The sequence below is a fragment of the Flavobacterium glycogeni genome, assembly GCF_048286775.1.
GTDB lineage: Bacteria > Bacteroidota > Bacteroidia > Flavobacteriales > Flavobacteriaceae > Flavobacterium.
In genome coordinates, this window is the sequence record NZ_JBLVPV010000018.1 from 1 (window position 1) to 16832 (window position 16832).

Here is a 16832-nt window from a genome sequence, read left to right on the forward strand (position 1 = left end):
CTCTTAAGGTGGTTATTGCGGCGGGGCTCACCTCTTCCCATCCCGAACAGAGTAGTTAAGCCCGCCTGCGCAGATGGTACTGCAGTTATGTGGGAGAGTATGTCGTCGCCTTTCTTTAATCTGAACTCGTTTCAGATTCTATTAAATCCTCATCATGAATTTGATGAGGATTTTTTGCGTTTATTGGTTTTGTAACTTATGTATATATAATGGATGAATCGAATCAAGTTCAAAAGTTGAGGATTACGCAAAAAGGTTGGATAATCTGAATAAGAAGAAATCTATCTTTCTCACACCTCTAAATTGACTTCTAAATGCTTTTAAAAACACTTTTTTATTTTCTAAAAAATAATTCAAGACTACTATTCATCGAAAAAAGGATGTATTACTTGATCTAAATAACTTTTCATTTGTCTCAAAGATAATATTTAGACGGCTGTGAGATTTTTTTGCCTAAAAAAAATCATTAATCTAATAATTAGTTTAATTTTGAGTTAAACTAAAGTAATATTTATGAGTTTAAAAATACTTACCCCACCAAAGTTGAGTTTTTTGCATTTTGCCATTATCCTTGTATTATTTTTTTCTACCACAAATACGAATGCACAATGTGCAGGAAATGATAATAGCATAACTGTATGTGATATTCCAAATCCCAGTAGTCAATCCATTGATCTTTTTAGCCTTTTAGGAGGGGGAGCTGTTCCAGGAGGAACTTGGACGGACGATCTTTTTTCTGGGGGATTGAACACAACTACCGGAATATTGAATGCCCAAATCATCAATAAAAGCGGCGTTTATACCTATACCTACACGAGTAATATTGGTTGTGGAGATAACACGGCAACAATAACGGTTACAATTGGAGGGTATTCAGGAATATCCAGTCCTAATGTTTCTGCTTGTAATGATGATCTTAGTTTTAATTTGTTTCAAGGTTTTAATGGAAATTTTCTTGGCCCACAAATTAATGGGATTTGGTCAGATAATGATGGAACAGGTGCATTGACGGGTAGTCTACTCAATGCTAATATAGCTGGGTTAGGAACACATTCGTTTACTTATACTATGCCTGCAATAGGAACGTGCCCATCGCAATCTTCTACAGTTAATGTAACCGTATTTAGAGCTCCCGTGCCTGGGATGGGGGGCATTTTATTGTTATGTAGTTCCGATAATTTGGCATTAAGTAATAATTTTGATTTAAATGATAAATTGGCAGGAGCAGATCCGGGTGGTTTTTGGACAGAGATCGGCACTTCGGAATTATCAAGTTCCTTTGATTCTAAAGTAAATGTTCAGAACTTATACAATTCTTTTGGTGCTGGTGTCTATAGTTTTACGTATTCTGTTTTACCAACTAATCCTATTTGCACCATAAAAAAAACAGTTGTGACTATCATCATAGAAGAACAGCTTGATTTTACAGGGGCAAAACTTGTCGTAAATTCGGATATTTGTGAAAATGAAATTGCCACAGCAACCTATAGCGTTGTTCTAAATAAAGGAATTAAAAATATCCCAAATGGAAGTTATCATGTGGCGTATAATATTTTGGGTCCATTAGGAACTACGACAAATAATATAATTGCAAATTTCAGCAATGGAGTTTTGACTTTTCCCATTGCGTCAAGTAATTTTCAACAAGTTGCAGATTACACCATCAGTATAACGGATATTGTAAGCGTTACTAGTTTAGGTGCTTGTACGAATATAATTGGTATTATTTCAAATGTTCTTCATGTTAATCCTTTACCAAAAATCAATACTGCTACGCTAATTATCAATCCTGTTTGTAAAGGTTCCAGTGCGACGGTCGGAATTTCTGGTAACACTAATTTAACGGATGGGAATTATAGTATTCTTTATAATTTATCAGATAAAAACACAGCTGTTGGACAACAAGCATTTTTTACAGTTTCTGGAGGAACGGCTACTTTTCTTGTTCCGTCGAGTTTGATTCCTAATGATGGCAACACGACAATTTCAATTACAAGTATCACAAATTTAACTACTGGTTGTACTAATACAGCAACACTGACCCAAGTTTTTGTAGTAAAACCATTAACCGATCTTACTAACCTTAAGATAGATATAAAAGATGTTTGTCAAAATCAGCCCGTTACAGTATCGCTCACGGGATTAGGGGCTTTGACTAATATTACCTTAAATTATAATTTGACGGGAGTAAATAGTGCCATGAATCAAACGGTAATAGTACCTGTTAGTTCAGGCAATGCCAGTTTTATTATCCCAGCGGGTTCACTCGTCAATACTGGAAGCACTTCTCTGGTTATTACTGATATTATTGATAATACAGGTGGTTGTAGATCATCTATACCTAACAATATCAAAAGTTTTGCGATGAATGGCATTCCGAGTAATCCAATAACAAACAACCCTAACTTTTGCAAAAACGATAAAAAAACAATTGCTGATTTAACTCCAAGCGGAACTCAATACCAATGGTTTGATTCAGTAACAAGTACCACTGTTTTAAGTGCCAGTACCCTTTTAGTTTCTAGGACTTATTACGTAAAAGAGGTAAATGTTACTACAGGATGTGAATCAGGAAGAGCACCAGCTATCGTTGTAATAAACGAGGTGCAAGCTCCAACATTAAACCAAGACGGACAAATTTTTTGCGGATTAGACAATCCCACTTTGCAAAGTTTGACCGCCAATGTAACTTCAAACGGAACCTTAACCTGGTTTGATGCACCCACAAATGGAAATCAAATAGTATCGACAGAATTGCTTAAAGATGGTTTTACTTATTATGGCTTCGATTATTCAAATAGCACAAATTGTTATTCGGATGCTTTGGCTGTGACTGTATCTCTTTCAAATTGTGATGCAACTCCTGGGTTTTTTATTCCTGACGGATTTTCGCCAAACGGAGATGCTGTAAATGACACTTTCAAAATTCCGGATATCGAATTTATATATCCAAATTATTCCTTAGAAATCTACAATAGATACGGAAATCGTATGTTCAGCGGTAATAAAAACAAACCAGAATGGGATGGGAGAAATTCTGATTCTAAAATTGGGATTGATGGATTTGCGCCAAACGGGGTTTATTTTTATATTATCAATTATAATAAAGGGAACAAATCTCCTAAACAAGGTCGACTTTATTTAAATCGATAATCGTTTTTTATTACTTTAAACTAAATTTCAAATGAAAAAAACAATACTGTTTGTAAGTTTTTTATTTTTTATAATAAATGCCTCGGCTCAGCAAGATCCACAATTTACACAATACATGTATAATATGAATGTGATAAATCCTGCTTATGCAACTGGAACACAATCGATGTTAGATGTAGGGATATTATATAGGACGCAATGGGTTGGTGCGGTTGGAGCTCCAAAAACAATGACTCTTTTCGGACACATGCCAGTAAATAAAAAAGTTGAAGTGGGATTTTCCTTGATTTCTGATGATATTGGAGATGGGGCAAAAAAAGAGGATAATTTCTTTGCAGATTTCGCATACCTGCTTCAATTTAATAATAATCACAATCTTTCTTTTGGATTAAAAGCTGGATTTACTTCATTTAAAACTAATTTTAATGGGTTTGTTTTTGAAAGTGGTGATGCCAGTACGGATCTTGCTTTTTCCGAAGACGTTAATAAATTGATGCCAAATATTGGTGTTGGAGCATTCTATTTTACGGATAAATATTATCTGGGTTTATCTGCTCCCAACTTGTTTTCTTCAAAACACATTGAAGAGCGTTCTGGAATTAATGCTTTTGGTTCAGAAAAAATTCATGCCTTTTTTACCGGAGGTTATGTGTTTACTTTAAGTGATTCATTCAAATTAAAACCGGCTTTTATGTCGAAATTTATTGCAGGAGCGCCTGTTACTTTAGACCTTTCTGCCAATGTACTGTATAATGACAAATTTGAATTCGGTGCATCCTATAGGTTTGGGGATGCCGTAAGTGCTTTGATGAACGTAAAAGTTACTCCAAATATCAGAGTGGGCTATGCTTATGATTATACCATTTCTAATCTAGGTCAGTTTAATTCTGGAACGCATGAAATTTTTGTTCTATTTAATTTAGATTTATTAAGCAAAGGATATGATAAATCACCAAGATTCTTCTAAAAAAGTAAACATGAAAAGAGTATTTCTCATTATAGTCGTATTTTCAATACAACTTATAAATGCCCAAGGGCAAGATTTGCAAAGAGCCAAACGCTTTTTTGATAGAACTTTTTATAGCGAAGCGATTCCTTTGTATGAAAATAGTATTCAAGAAAATCGTTCTGTTGCAGTAGTAAAAAACTTAGCAGATTCCTATTATTATACGAATGATTATGCCAATGCTCAAAAGCAGTATCGCTTTTTGATTACGAGATTCAATGCTGGGCTTGAAGAAGAATATTACTTTAGATATTCGCAAACATTGAAGGCAACTGGTAATTATGAAGAATCAAATGCTGTTATCCGTGATTATCTCATCAGTTCAAACAATAAGCAAGCCTTAGTTGATTTTGAAAAAGAAAATGAGGTGCTTGAAAATGTATCCGCATTAGGAAACAGATTCGAGATAAAAAATCTGGCAATAAACACTGCGAATTCAGAATTTGGTGCTGTGAAACAAGGGCAAAACTTGGTTTTTTCAGGAGTGAAAAAGAAGGCTGGTTTGTTTGACAAAATGTACAAATGGAACAATGAACTTTATCTTGATCTAGTGACAATTCCTTTAAAAAATGCCAATTTTAACGATTCTATTGTAAATTCTTTTTCTAAAGAATTAAACACGGCAATGCATGAGGCAAATGCCGTATTTACAAAGGATGGTAAAACAGTTTATTTCACTAGAAATAATTATAAAAAAGGGAAAAGAAACAAAAACAAAGATAAGATTTCAAACCTACAAATTTTCAGAGCCGAATTTGTTGATGGTAAATGGACCAAAATAGTGTCGCTTCCTTTCAATGGGGATGATTATTCCGCAGAGCACCCTGCGTTGAGCAGTGATGAGAAAACATTGTATTTTGCATCGGATATGCCGGGTACTTTAGGTTCATTTGATATTTTTTCTGTTTCTATAATTGGTACAGGATATGGGACTCCAAAAAATTTGGAGGATAAAATAAATACGACTAAAAAAGAACAATTTCCTTTCGTTTCAAAGGATAACAAATTGTATTTCTCTTCTAATGGGCATGCAGGTTATGGATCACTGGATGTTTTTGTTTCGGACATACAAAGCAATACTTTTTCGGAACCATTAAATGTTGGACTTCCAGTAAATTCTGGTTTTGATGATTTTTCTTTTAACATTGATTCGGATTCTAAACTGGGTTATTTTGCATCGAATAGAGTTGGAGGAAAAGGGAATGATGATATTTACGAACTAAAGGAAACGAAACCTTTAATAATTGAAGATTGCATGCAATTTATTGCTGGAGTCATAACTGATGTAGATACAAAGCTTCCTTTAGGCAATGCTTTGGTTAGTTTGCAAAGTTCAGATAAAGTCGAAATCCAAAAAATCATAACTTCAGAAGACGGGAAATTTAGTTTCGCCGTTGCTTGCGAAACAGGTTATTCTGTTTTAGCATCCAAAGAGGATTATACAAAGGATTCGAAATCATTTAAACTTAAAAAAGAAAGAAATAAAAGCAGTGATGCCTCCATGTCTTTGAGATCTCTGACAACAATCAAAAATGAAGAGCAAGTAGCACTTCAGCAAAAGAAAAATGAGGAATTGGCTTTGCTGGAACAAAAGAAAAAAGAAGAACTGGCTTTAGTTGAAAAAGGAAAAAAAGACAAGCAAATTGCAGCAAAAAAAGAAGTAGAGCTTGCTCAAGTTAAGAAAAAAGAAAAATTAGATAACATTATTGCTGCGGAGAAAGATGTTGTAAAAGACAAAGATCGATTGATAATCAAAACAGATCCAATCTATTTCGATTATGATTTGTGGTACATCCGTAAAGAATCAAAACCGATTTTGAATCGTGTTATTGAACTCATGAAAAAATATCCTGATATGGTTGTAGAAATTGGTTCACATACCGATAATAGAGGGAACAGCAAGTACAACATGGATCTTTCTTCAAATAGAGCAGAATCAACAAGAGCGTATTTTATAAACCAAGGAATTGGTAAAAAAAGAATCATTGCAAAAGGGTATGGAGAAACGGTTCAAATCATAAAATGTGAACCGAGTGAGTCTTGTGCCGAAGAGCAACATGAATTGAATAGACGAAGTGAATTTGTAATTAAAAGTTTGTAACTGTCGAGGAAAAATAATTATATAAGTTTTTAAAAATGAGAAAGCCAATTTTGTTAAAATTGGCTTTCTCATTTTATCCGTGTATGGTTTCTTGTTTTCCGTAATTAGTAATAATAGAAGTTTCAAATTCTATCCATTCCTTCCAACGTTTGTCTACATCTATATTGTCAGCATATTTTCGTGCGAAACCCAAAAAAGTAGTATAATGTCCCGCTTCAGAAATCATTAGATCTCTGTAAAAAGTAGCCAGTTCAACATCTTTTATGTTTTCTGATAAAACTTTAAATCGTTCACAACTTCTGGCTTCAATCATTGCTGAAAACAACAATCGATCACAAAGAGCATCTTTTCGGCTGCCATCTTTTTTCATGAATTTAAAAAGTTCATTTACATAATGATCCTTCCTTTCTCTGCCTAAAGTCAATCCTTTGCTTTTTATTAAATTATGAACCAATTGCAAATGGTCTAATTCTTCTTTTGCAATGATTAGCATTTCGGTTACTAATTCTTCTAATTCCGAATTGTAAGTGATTAAACTTATCGCATTTGAAGCTGCCTTTTGTTCGCACCAAGCGTGATCTGTCAAGATTTCTTCTATATTCGATTCAACTATTTTCACCCAACGCGGGTCTGTGGCTAATTTTAATCCTAACATGATAATGGAATTTATTTAGTACAAAATTAGTGTTTTATAATCTATTTTTGGTTCAAATGACTGGATTGAAGTCAAAATAGCATTATTTTGCAATTGAAATTTTATAATAGTATGAATCAAGTTCAAAAGCTTTTAATTATTGGTTTTGTTTGGCCAGAACCCAATTCGTCTGCGGCGGGAGGAAGGATGATGCAGCTGATTTCACTTTTTAAAGCGCAAGGTTTTAGCATTACGTTTGCCAGTCCTGCACAAAACAGTGATTTCATGGTTGATCTACAAGAATATGGAGTTGATAAAAAATCAATTGCCCTTAATAATTCCAGTTTTGATATTTATATAAAAGAACTGAATCCGGCTGTAGTTTTGTTTGATCGTTTCATGATGGAAGAACAATTTGGTTGGCGTGTTGCCGAAAATTGTCCTGATGCGTTACGATTGTTAGATACTGAAGATTTACATTGTCTGAGATTGGCTCGCCAGAAAGCATTCAAAGAAAACCGTTCCTTTAAGACCACTGATTTGTTTGTTGAAGAGGTAGCAAAAAGGGAAATTGCCAGTATTTTGCGTTGTGATTTGTCTTTGATGATTTCCGAATTTGAGATGGAACTTTTGGAATCTGCATTTAAGATAGATAAGACCTTGTTGTATTATTTGCCTTTTTTATTGGAACCAATTGACGATGCCGAAATACAGGAACTGCCTTCTTTCGATGATCGGAAAGACTTTATTTTTATCGGGAATTTTCTTCATGAGCCCAATTGGAATGCCGTTCAGTATTTAAAAGAAACGATTTGGCCTTTAATTAAAAAACAAGAGCCGGAAGCTGTTTTGAATGTTTATGGCGCTTATCCCTCGCAAAAAGTAGTACAATTGCATAATAGTAAAGATGGGTTTTTAATCATGGGACGTGCTAATGACGCACAAGAAGTGGTCAAGAAAGCACGAGTTGTTTTGGCTCCTTTGCGTTTTGGCGCAGGTATTAAAGGAAAATTATTAGAAGCAATGCAATGTGGAACGCCAAGTATTACGACTTCTATCGGTTCTGAATCCATGCATGGAGATTTGCCTTGGAACGGTTTTATTACGGATGTAGTAACTGATTTTGTCGATGAAGCAGTACGATTGTATCAAGACAAAGTAATTTGGGGTAGAGCCCAACAAAATGGAATTGAGATAATCAATCAACGCTATACGAAAGGTTTATTTGAGACTGACTTTAGAACTAAAATAGAATTTTTACGCTCAAATCTGCAGCAACATCGATTGCATAATTTTATGGGAGCCATGTTGCAACACCATACTTTAAAAAGTACTAAATATATGTCGCGCTGGATTGAGGAGAAAAATAAATAAAAAATCCCGTCAAGTTTTATAAACAAGACGGGATTTGTATTTTAAGAACCGAGTTATTACGCAAGCATCGTAACTGGATTTTCTATAAATTGTTTCAATGTTTGTAAAAACTGTGCTCCAGTTGCGCCATCAATTGTTCTGTGATCGCAAGCTAAAGATAACATCATCGTATTTCCTACTACAATCTGACCATTTTTCACCACCGGTTTTTCTACAATAGCTCCTACGGATAGGATAGCAGAATTTGGTTGGTTAATGATAGAATTGAATTCTGTAATACCAAACATTCCAAGATTAGAAACTGTAAAAGTACTTCCTTCCATTTCTGTAGGTAATAATTTTTTGTTTTTAGCTCTTCCTGCAAGATCTCTAACGCTTCCGCCAATTTGAGATAAACTCATAGCATCTGTAAAGCGTAATACAGGAACCACTAATCCGTCTTCAACAGCTACAGCAACTCCAATATTCACATGATGGTTGATAAGAATTGATTCTTCTCTCCATTGAGAATTTATTTTTGGATGTTTTTTCAAAGCCATTGCACACGCTTTTATTACCATATCGTTAAAAGATACTTTTGTATCCGGAACGCTGTTAATGATGGCTCTTGATTTCATTGCCTCATCCATAGTTACCTCTATTACTAAGTTGTAATGTGGTGCAGTGAATAAAGATTCTGCTAAACGTTTCGCAATGATTTTTCGCATTTGCGAATTCTTGATTTCTTCTGTGAAAACTTCTCCTGCCGGAACAAATGGTTTTGCAGCAGCTACAGTTTCTGTTTTCGCTGGAACCGCAGTTATTGACGCTTGTCCCTCGACTGCGTTCGGGATGACAGTAGTAGTTGGTGTGAAGTTTTCGATATCGCTTTTCACAATACGTCCGTTTTCACCAGAACCTTTTACTTGTGTCAATTGAATTCCTTTATCACTTGCAATTTTCTTTGCCAATGGTGATGCTAAAATTCGCTGACCGTCAGTTGATGGTTCTTGAACAATTGGTTCTGTAGCTTTCTCAGTTGATGCTACTTCTTTTTCTTCTGCAACAGCAGGAGCCGATTGTGGCGCTCCGCCAGTTTTATAATTTTCAGCAATTCCGCTAATATCGGTTCCTGCGGGTCCAATGATTGCCAAAAGGCTATCAACAGGTGCAGTATTGCCTTCTTCGATTCCTACGTATAATAAAGTTCCTTCGTTGAAAGATTCGAATTCCATTGTTGCTTTGTCTGTTTCGATTTCAGCAAGGATGTCACCTTCGGCAACTGTGTCACCTACTTTTTTCAACCAAGTCGCTACTGTTCCTTCGGTCATGGTATCGCTTAAACGTGGCATGGTGATGACTACAACTCCTTTTGGTAATGAAGCTGTTGCAGGTGCTGCGGTTTTTGTAACTTCGGGAGTAGTTGCTGTTTCTTCAGTAACTTTTGTTTCTTCTTTAACTGGAGCTGCATCAGCTGGTTTTCCTGCTAATAATGCTGAAATATCCTCGCCTTCTGTTCCTATAATTGCTAATAAAGAGTCTACCGGTGCAGTTTCACCTGCAGGTATTCCTATATGTAAAAGTGTTCCTTCGTTGAAAGACTCAAATTCCATTGTTGCTTTGTCGGTTTCAATTTCCGCAAGGATATCACCTTCGCTTACTTTATCACCTACTTTTTTTAGCCAAGTTGCTACCGTTCCTTCCGTCATCGTATCGCTCAAACGAGGCATTGTAATTATTGTTGCCATAATTGATTTATAGTTTATGAGGTAAAAATGGATAGTTCTCTTGGTCGTATACTACATCGTATAGTTGTTGAATTTCCGGGTAAGGAGATTCTTCAGCGAATTTCACACATTCTTCCACTAAATCTTTTACCCTTTGATCAATTACTTCAATCTCTTCTTCGGTTGCATATTTTTGATCTAGAATCACATCCAAAACTTGTGTAATTGGATCAATTTTTTTGTATTCTTCTACTTCTTCTTTCGAACGGTATAATTGTGCATCCGACATAGAGTGTCCTCTGTAGCGGTATGTTTTCATTTCAAGAAAAGTTGGGCCATCGCCACGACGTGCTCTGTCAATAGCTTCTGTCATTGCTTCGGCAACTTTTATTGGGTTCATTCCGTCAACTGGTCCACAAGGCATTTCATATCCTAAACCTAATTTCCAAATATCAGTATGATTGGCTGTTCTTTCTACAGAAGTTCCCATTGCATAACCATTGTTTTCAACAATAAATACGACTGGAAGTTTCCATAACATCGCCATATTAAAAGCTTCGTGTAAAGATCCTTGACGTGCTGCACCATCACCAAAATAGGTCATAGTAACACCACCTGTTTCAAAATATTTATCGGCAAAAGCTAATCCAGCACCTACAGGAATTTGTCCTCCTACAATTCCGTGTCCACCGTAAAAACGGTGCTCTTTTGAAAAGATGTGCATGGAACCACCCATACCTTTTGAAGTTCCGGTAACTTTTCCTAAAAGTTCTGCCATCACGCGTCTAGGATCAACTCCCATTCCTATTGGTTGAACGTGATTTCTGTAAGCAGTAATCATTTTGTCTTTTGTCAAGTCCATTGCGTGCAATGCACCAGCTAATACTGCTTCTTGACCATTGTATAAATGTAGAAAACCTCTAACTTTTTGTTGGATGTATAATGCTGCAAGTTTGTCCTCAAACTTTCTCCAAAGCAGCATATCTTCATACCACTTTAAATATACTTCTTTTGTAACTTCTTTCATCTGAATTTTTCTTTTGCTAAAGTGTTATTGTATTATCAATTTGTACCTATAACGCAAAATAGTTTCCTCCCACAAATTTGCGCCCCGAAGGGTCGGGATGCAAAAATAAGACATTCCAAGTAAGAACTAAAATTTAATAGGCAATTTTTGGAATTTTTACAGGAATTTTTTATCGAACATAAAGGGAAGCAAATTTTTTAGGGATTCCGACTTGTAAATAGCGCCAATTTCTCCCATGAAATAGATTTCAATTGGGGTCTCTTGTCGGATTTCGTATTCTGCTATGGATTGTCTGCAAGAGCCACAAGGAGGAATTGGAGCTGTAGTTTGGTTCGTATCCGAAGCAGCGGTAATTGCCATTTTCAAAATTTTGGCTTCTGGATAGACTGCGCCGGCATAAAAAATAGCGACACGTTCCGCACAAAGTCCTGAAGGATAAGCGGCATTTTCTTGGTTTGAACCTACTACAATTTTACCGTTGTCTAAAACAAGTGCAACTCCAACTCTAAATTTTGAATAAGGTGCATAAGCATTTTTTCGGACTTCAACGGCTTGTGTCATTAAGTCCTGAATGTCATTTGGTAAATCCTGAATGGAATCGAATACTTTGAATTGAGTGGTAATTGTTATTTCTTTCATGTTTTTTTTAAGGAAAAAAAATCCAAACTTCATCCCGAAGCTTCGGGATTGAAATTTGGATTGTTATTTGTGGATTTTATTTAAGTTTAATATTCTTCATATTTATCTCCAAAATTGAAGGTAAGTGAAAAACGCAGCGTGTTTTCTAAAGGGTTTTTTACTTTTGATGCCGAGAATAAATAAGAAACATCTACTTTGACTACATTGTATTTGAAGCCTGCTCCAAGCGAGAAAAACTGTCGAGCTCCTTTTACAGGACTTTCGTGAAAGTAACCCAAACGCATTGCAAAGGAATCTTGATACAAATATTCGGCACCTACAGCATACGTAACTTCTTTTATCTCTTCGCTGAATCCATCAGGAGCGTCACCAAATGATTTGAAAACACCGGAAGTCCATCCAATAGCGCGGTAATTCTGATTGTTTTGATTGCGTTCTTCACTTGTTACTGTTCCGTCGCCGTTTAAATCTGGATCTTGTGGCGTTGGAACTAATAATTTATTAAATTCAACATTAACGGCCACCTTATTATAGTCGTCTAAAATAAAATCAAAACCAGTTCCTATTTTTAAATTAGCGGGTAAAAAGTTATTGTTAAAATCATCATTGTCATAACTGATTTTTGGACCTAAATTTTGAATATTAAATCCCGCTCTCCATCTTCCGTTGAATTCGTTGTACGCTATTTCTTCAGATTGGTAAAAACCGGCTACATCAACAGCAAACGTACTTGCGGATGAAGCATCGTTGTTATCTGAAGCCACCTTTAGATTCGAATTTATAAATCGTCCCGCGATAGCCATAGAGAATTTCTCGCTTAACTTCAAGGAATACGAGCCGTCAATGGCAAACTCGTTTGGAGAAACTAATCTTGGTGCTTCGTTAGGATCACCTGTTTCGCGTAATTCGATCTCCCCTAAACCAAAGTAACGAAGGCTTCCCGCAAATGCGCTTCTTTCATTCAGTTTTTGATAATAGGTCAATTGCCCTAATGATATGTCATTTACTAAATCAGTAAGGTAAGGTGTGTAGCTTACAGAAAATCCTTTTTGGTCTGTTGCAAAAGCATATTTAGCCGGATTCCATTGCTGGGAAAAAGCATCCGCTGATGTTGCAACTCCTGCGTCTGCCATACCTGCAACTCTTGCATCAGCTGCGACTAATAAAAAGGGAACCCCCGGATTTATAACTCTATCTTGTGCTTTTGTAAAAGAAATCACAAATAAAAAGATGAAAAGTAATGTTATTTTTTTCATTATTACAGGAAGTTTTTGTTAAACAAATATAGTATTTTATTAAAGTATAACAAGTTTTTCAAATTTTTCAGTTTTCGTACTTGTTACGCTTGATTTGACGGTTAGCTTGTAAACATAAACGCCTTTTCCTATTTTATCTCCAAAATCATCTTTGCCATCCCAAGTGATTTCTTTTGATAAAAATCCTTCAGTTGTGATAATTTGATTTTTCGTCCAAACCACTTTTCCCGTTATTGTCATTACTTGAACCTGAACGTCCAGAGGTTCAAATGGTCTGTTGTGTGTAAACCAAAATTCAGTATAATTAACGAACGGATTAGGATAATTCAACACATGTGTCAATGTTATCGTTTCGTCACCTACAACAATAAACTGAATCTCGGCGGTTATCGGATTGTTGTATACATCCCACGCTTTGAATGTTATAGTGTGTAATCCAGGAGCTAAATTGCGCAACGGAAATCGAAGTGTTCCACTTGTAAAATCATCTAACGTTGTTTGATAATAATCATTTAGAACAAAGGGATTACTTACATCTCCATCAAGAATAGCAACAATATCATGACCTATTCCGCTTGCCGTATTTATTCCGTTTTCATCTTCAAGCAGTGCAACAAAAAATGGGGATTCATTGGTTGTTCCGCCGGAAACAAAAGTCTCGTCATTCATATATAACTTAACTCTTGGACTAATATTGTCTGCGATTGCATTTTCATTTATTCCTCCTATTTTTATATTGGAATCATACCCGGTTTCGTTCTGTAATAATTGATTTTTTTTGGAATAAAAACTAATTCTTCCGTTGGCCAATGGGACTCTGATGTCTCTTGGGACAACAAAACTAAATTCAAATTGACCATTAGTGACTGATGCATTTCCTCGGAATATTGTCTCTCCTAAAACATTGAAATTGATAGCTGGACTGTTTCCATCATTATTATAAGTTGTTCTTGAAATTGTTTTGTCAAAAATAGTAGTGGAAACTTCTCCGTTATAGTTTGTTAGCGGATTGTTGTTTTCATCAGTAACTTCTCCCGTCAGTTTCATTTTTGCCAATGATTTGAAGTCGTCAATGGGTTGGGTAACGGGAATGTCATTTACTTTTGTCAATCTAATTTTTGGTTTTGGTATGGCAAGCATTAATGCGGGATCTCCGATATAAAAAACAACATTGGTGGCTGAATTTGGATTGTTATTTTTTGAAATTCTGAGCGCTTCTGCAATTGAAGTATATTGATTCGAATTGTAGGATAATAAATGTTGCGTTAAAGTGTCGTTGAAGTTCTCTGCACTGAATTGTCCAATTGATCGAATGGTAGTAATCATTGCAATTGCTCCGCCTTTTGGGTTCCAATACGTATATTCTCCGGCGGTTGGTCTTAAAGGATTATCAAAACGGGAAAATTCACAAGTGATGGTTATAAATAAAGGATACTTGTATTGATTGCTTAAGTTTTGTCCATCTGATTTTTCCCAAATGCGTTCACTTGATAAACCATCTTCACCACCATGTCCTAAATAATTAAATACCAAAGCTCCTTTTTCGAAAGCATTGAAAAAATCCGTTCGGGCTTTTGGATATCTGGAACCTCCTGCCGATGCTTCTTGGACATAAGAATCTAAAAAGATTTTATTCACATTTAGAAAAGGTTTTTCGGAAGCAATTGTGTTTGCAAGGATATTTTGCCTGTTTTGTAAACTGGCATCGGATACTATATCTGAATCATCAGAAACCAATACGAAGTTATTTCTCCAGCTTCCGTATGATTTTAGGTCGTGGTATTCGATTACTTTATTTACCATTTCGCCGGCCTGTTTGGCATCAGTAACCAACATTCTTCCTAAAGCAATATCGATTCCTCCAAAAAACGACACCACATTTCCTTCTGAGGAATCCATTAATCCAAAAAAATCATCGGAGGCAAAGGATGATTCGCCTGTTGTGCTGCTGTTTAAGGCATGGTAAATGGGTATAACATTGGTGTTGTTTGAAATTCTATTTTTAAAATCATAAGAAGCATCACCGAAAAGATTGACAAATTTCACTCTTTTTTCAGGTACTGATGCATTTTCATAGATGTATTTAATGCAATTTCGTATTGCTGCAACATCTTGTTTTCCAGAAGAAAATTCTTGATAGATGGACTCCAAAGGAATTACTTTTACATTTAAATTGGAATGGGTACGATGAAAAGCGGCTAATTTTTCAGCTTGTGTGGCTAAAAAAGTTGGTGTGATAATCACGTAATCGATGTCTTGAAATTGACCTTGTTCGTTTTTGAACAATGTTCCTTTTAGGTTTTGATTCGCGACTCTTGATTTGGTGTCTTTTAAAGGAGTGTAATAATCCGAGGCATTCAAAGCAATATATTTTCTGAGTTCTCCTAAGTTTGCTTTAAAATTTAATGTGCTCTGATTTGAGTTCTCGATTTTGGTTGCATTGTAAATATCAGTAACATCCCAAATTTGGGGAATATCTGTTGTGTTTGAAATGTTGTAATTTACAATTCCAAAATTTGAGTTGGATTGGTCGTATTGAAAATGAAATTGTTTTCCATAGCCTTGCAGTTTTCGCTTGGCGATAAGCCTGATATTGTCAAGAAAACCTTTGGAACCCGGAACACCATTGTTGTTGTATTTCAGTTTTATTTTTATGTTTTCAGCACCGCTGAAACTGGTGTTATTTGGTAAAACCCCTAAATAAAACTCCGTTCCGGAATTATTGTTTAAAGCAGGAAAAGAAATGGTTCCAACTGCAGTTCCGTTCGCAGTCACATTCAAAGAAGTTGGAGTAAATGCAGCGGAAGCGGCGGTTAGCAATAGTTTTACAGGAGTTGAAGAATCAAAATTCGGGAAATTAAAATCGAATTCCTGTTCGTCTTTGACTTCGAATGATTCTCCAAACCATTGGCGACCCAATCGCGCTATATTAATAAGGTCTACTTCGTGGTATTGATGATCGTCAAAAGAAGTTACTGTTAAAGTGCTGTTTCCGGAAGGTTGCGCCATGGGAGCAATTCTTTTTCCATCGGCACCTTGAATAGTAATGTAATAATAGGATTTTGTATCATACAAATTGGTAAAGGTCAGACTTTCGGGATTCCAAGTGTCAACTCCTTCACCATAAAAAAGAATATAGTCCTCATTATTGAAAATGCCATCTGCTTCGCCATTGATTTGAATTGCGTTTTCAATCAAGTCATTTGGATAGAAAATACTGTTTGATAGCGGAAGCATTCGTCCGCCATTACCATATATTTTTATTTTTCGGGGATCTATAGCGCTTACATCTAATCCTAATTGTTGTAAAAAACTTTTAGAGATTTTATATACGCCAGATTTTTCAATATAAAAGGGATGCCAATTACCTGTTGCTAAAACAGAATTAACGATACTATTTGTACTTGTGCTTTTGCTGGATTGCGAAATTCGGGCAGTATTAGTTTCCACTTCATAGGAAAAAGATTTGATGCGTTTAAAGCCGAAATCGTCCTTAATTATGGGCGACAGATTAATAAAAGCTTCTCTGATGTCTCTTGAAATGTTGACTTTCAGGGATGCATTTGTTGTTTTAGGAATATTTTCGGGAGCTAAATCACCCAATTGAGCAGTTGTGATTGCTTCGTAGATTACATTTGTGATTACGATTTTTCCTTCGTCAAAAGAGACCGGTTCTTTTATTTTTAAAGTATAAAAAAGTGTTTTTTGCGAAGCATCATAATGGAAATTATTTCCTGTAAATTGCGGAATAATAACTTTGTAAGCACCATAGGACATTTCTTTTTTTTCTATCCATTCAATGGTTGTGTCGCCTTTAATTTGAGCAAAAAAAACAAAAGGAATTAGACTTAAATAAACCAAAAGTATTTTTCTCATTGTTTTTTTTAACGTGGTTAATGGGTAGTTATTATTTATCAGTAAAAATAAACCATTTCG

At 35.5% G+C, this 16832-nt stretch carries 10 protein-coding genes and 1 rRNA gene; 5 read left to right on the forward strand and 6 right to left on the reverse strand.

What is annotated here, in order from left to right:
* Positions 1–4: 4 nt before the first annotated feature.
* The 4 genes from rrf (at position 5) to ACNQGX_RS13480 (ending at position 6260) form a co-directional block, all read left to right on the forward strand.
* A 5S ribosomal RNA gene (gene rrf / locus ACNQGX_RS13465) occupies positions 5–114 on the forward strand.
* 399 nt (positions 115–513) lie between these two features.
* Positions 514–3153 (forward strand): gliding motility-associated C-terminal domain-containing protein, encoded by a 2640-nt coding sequence (locus ACNQGX_RS13470; protein ID WP_417977053.1) that lies wholly within the window; start codon positions 514–516, stop codon positions 3151–3153.
* Between the two features lie 31 nt (positions 3154–3184).
* Positions 3185–4120: a PorP/SprF family type IX secretion system membrane protein gene (locus tag ACNQGX_RS13475; RefSeq protein ID WP_417977055.1), complete on the forward strand. Its 936-nt coding sequence runs from the start codon at positions 3185–3187 to the stop codon at positions 4118–4120.
* 10 nt (positions 4121–4130) lie between these two features.
* A complete protein-coding gene (locus tag ACNQGX_RS13480) occupies positions 4131–6260 on the forward strand; it encodes an OmpA family protein (RefSeq protein ID WP_417977057.1) in 2130 nt (709 codons plus the stop codon).
* Between the two features lie 73 nt (positions 6261–6333).
* On the opposite strand, the gene ACNQGX_RS13485 is transcribed toward ACNQGX_RS13480, so the two are convergent.
* Positions 6334–6915: a MiaE family protein gene (locus ACNQGX_RS13485; RefSeq protein WP_417977059.1), complete on the reverse strand. Its 582-nt coding sequence runs from the start codon at positions 6913–6915 to the stop codon at positions 6334–6336.
* A gap of 111 nt (positions 6916–7026) precedes the next feature.
* Here ACNQGX_RS13485 and ACNQGX_RS13490 point away from each other — a divergent pair, with 111 nt between their 5' ends.
* Entirely contained in the window at positions 7027–8268 is a 1242-nt protein-coding gene (locus tag ACNQGX_RS13490; RefSeq protein ID WP_417977061.1) for a glycosyltransferase, read from the forward strand.
* A 56-nt stretch (positions 8269–8324) separates the two neighbouring features.
* On the opposite strand, the gene ACNQGX_RS13495 is transcribed toward ACNQGX_RS13490, so the two are convergent.
* The 5 genes from ACNQGX_RS13495 to porU all read right to left on the reverse strand — a co-directional run bounded on the left by ACNQGX_RS13495 (position 8325) and on the right by porU (position 16772).
* The gene (locus ACNQGX_RS13495) at positions 8325–9995 is read right to left on the reverse strand and encodes a pyruvate dehydrogenase complex dihydrolipoamide acetyltransferase (RefSeq protein WP_417977063.1); all 1671 of its coding nucleotides are present in this window, start codon (positions 9993–9995) and stop codon (positions 8325–8327) included.
* Between the two features lie 7 nt (positions 9996–10002).
* Positions 10003–11001 carry a pyruvate dehydrogenase (acetyl-transferring) E1 component subunit alpha gene (gene pdhA, locus ACNQGX_RS13500; protein WP_131996060.1) on the reverse strand — a complete coding sequence of 333 codons (999 nt, stop codon included), beginning with the start codon at positions 10999–11001 and terminating at the stop codon, positions 10003–10005.
* A 156-nt stretch (positions 11002–11157) separates the two neighbouring features.
* Positions 11158–11673: a cytidine deaminase gene (cdd, locus tag ACNQGX_RS13505; RefSeq protein WP_394346062.1), complete on the reverse strand. Its 516-nt coding sequence runs from the start codon at positions 11671–11673 to the stop codon at positions 11158–11160.
* A gap of 53 nt (positions 11674–11726) precedes the next feature.
* The gene (gene porV, locus ACNQGX_RS13510) at positions 11727–12896 is read right to left on the reverse strand and encodes a type IX secretion system outer membrane channel protein PorV (protein WP_417977065.1); all 1170 of its coding nucleotides are present in this window, start codon (positions 12894–12896) and stop codon (positions 11727–11729) included.
* 39 nt (positions 12897–12935) lie between these two features.
* Entirely contained in the window at positions 12936–16772 is a 3837-nt protein-coding gene (gene porU, locus ACNQGX_RS13515; protein ID WP_417977067.1) for a type IX secretion system sortase PorU, read from the reverse strand.
* Positions 16773–16832: the final 60 nt, after the last annotated feature.